This is a genomic window from Vibrio sp. Vb1554 (assembly GCF_033344235.1).
In genome coordinates, this window is the sequence record NZ_JAWPOJ010000130.1 from 1 (window position 1) to 1,637 (window position 1,637).

Consider the following 1,637-nt stretch of genomic DNA (forward strand, 5'->3'; position numbering starts at 1 on the left):
GAGCAATTGTCTGGCGGTACACTGCAAATGTCACACATGGTATTTGACCCTCTAGTTCGTTTCACTCAAACAATGGACTTCGAACCTCGTCTAGCAGAAAGCTGGGAACGTGTTAACGACACAACGGTACGCTTCAAACTGCGTGAAGGCGTGAAGTTCCACTCTGGTAACTCGCTAACAGCGGATGATGTGGTGTGGACATTTGAGCGTCTACAAAGCTCTCCAGACTTTAAAGCGATCTTCGACCCGTACGAGAAAATCGTAAAAGTGGATGACTACACGTTCGATTTGGTTACTAAAGGTCCATACCCACTTGTTCTGCAAACGGCGACGTACATCTTCCCTATGGACAGCAAGTTCTACTCAGGTAAGACAGAAGACGGCAAAGACAAGTCTGAGCTAGTGAAGCACGGTAACTCATTTGCATCGACTCACGTTTCCGGTACTGGCCCATTCATCGTGACATCACGTGAACAAGGCGTAAAAGTGGAATTTGAACGCTTCAAAGATTACTGGGATAAAGCGTCGAAAGGTAACGTTGATAAGCTAACGCTAGTACCAATCAAAGAAGACGCGACTCGTGTGGCTGCGCTTCTTTCTGGTGGCGTCGATATGATTCACCCAGTAGCGCCAAACGATCACCAACGTGTGAAAGATGCGAAAGGCATCGATCTCGTGACACTACCTGGTACGCGAATCATCACGTTCCAAATGAACCAAAACAGCAATGAAGCGTTGAAAGACGTGCGCGTTCGTCAAGCTATCGTGCATGCGATCAACAACGAAGGCATCGTGAAGAAAATCATGAAAGGCTTCGCGACAGCTGCTGGTCAGCAAAGCCCTGCGGGTTACGTTGGTCACAACGAAAAACTGGTTCCTCGCTACGATCTGAAGAAAGCGAAAGAGCTGATGAAAGAAGCGGGCTACGAGAACGGCTTTGCCCTAACTATGATTGCGCCAAACAACCGTTACGTGAACGATGCAAAAGTTGCACAGGCTGCGGCGGCAATGTTGTCTAAGATTGGTATTAAGGTTGATCTGAAAACCATGCCAAAAGCGCAATACTGGCCAGAGTTTGATAAGTGTGCGGCAGACATGTTGATGATCGGCTGGCACTCAGATACGGAAGATTCGGCGAACTTCTCTGAATTCCTCACCATGACGCGTAACGAAGAGACGGGTAAAGGCCAGTACAACTGTGGTCACTACTCCAACCCTGAAGTTGACAAGTTGGTTGAGGCATCAAACGTAGAAACCGATCCAGCTAAACGTGCAGCGATGCTACAGAAAGTCGAAGCAACGCTGTACAACGAGGCGGCGTTTGTTCCTCTACACTGGCAGAACCTAGCGTGGGGCGCAAAATCTACGCTGGACATCAAGCCAATCGTCAACGCGATGGACTTCCCATACTTTGGTGATTTGGTGGTTAAAGAGTAATTCTGCGCGAAGTACTCGCCCAGCCTTCGAGTGATCGAAGGCTGGGATTGTTTTCGGCACTGAGCTTTGTTTCAGTCGGGTTGAGTGCCATTTTCAGGCTGAATTCTTGTGTGATTGTCGCTCTAGACACGCATAGTCATGGATAGTTGAAGGGGCAAGGAATGTTTTCGTTTCTGGTCAAGCGCCTGTTTCAGGCACTG

At 48.6% G+C, this 1,637-nt stretch carries 1 protein-coding gene; it reads left to right on the forward strand.

Annotation, left to right across the window (positions count from 1 at the left end; translation table 11 throughout):
- Positions 1–1,437 (forward strand): ABC transporter substrate-binding protein (locus R8N28_RS24260; protein ID WP_318183551.1); only part of this gene is annotated, 1,437 nt, incomplete at its 5' end.
- Positions 1,438–1,637: the final 200 nt, after the last annotated feature.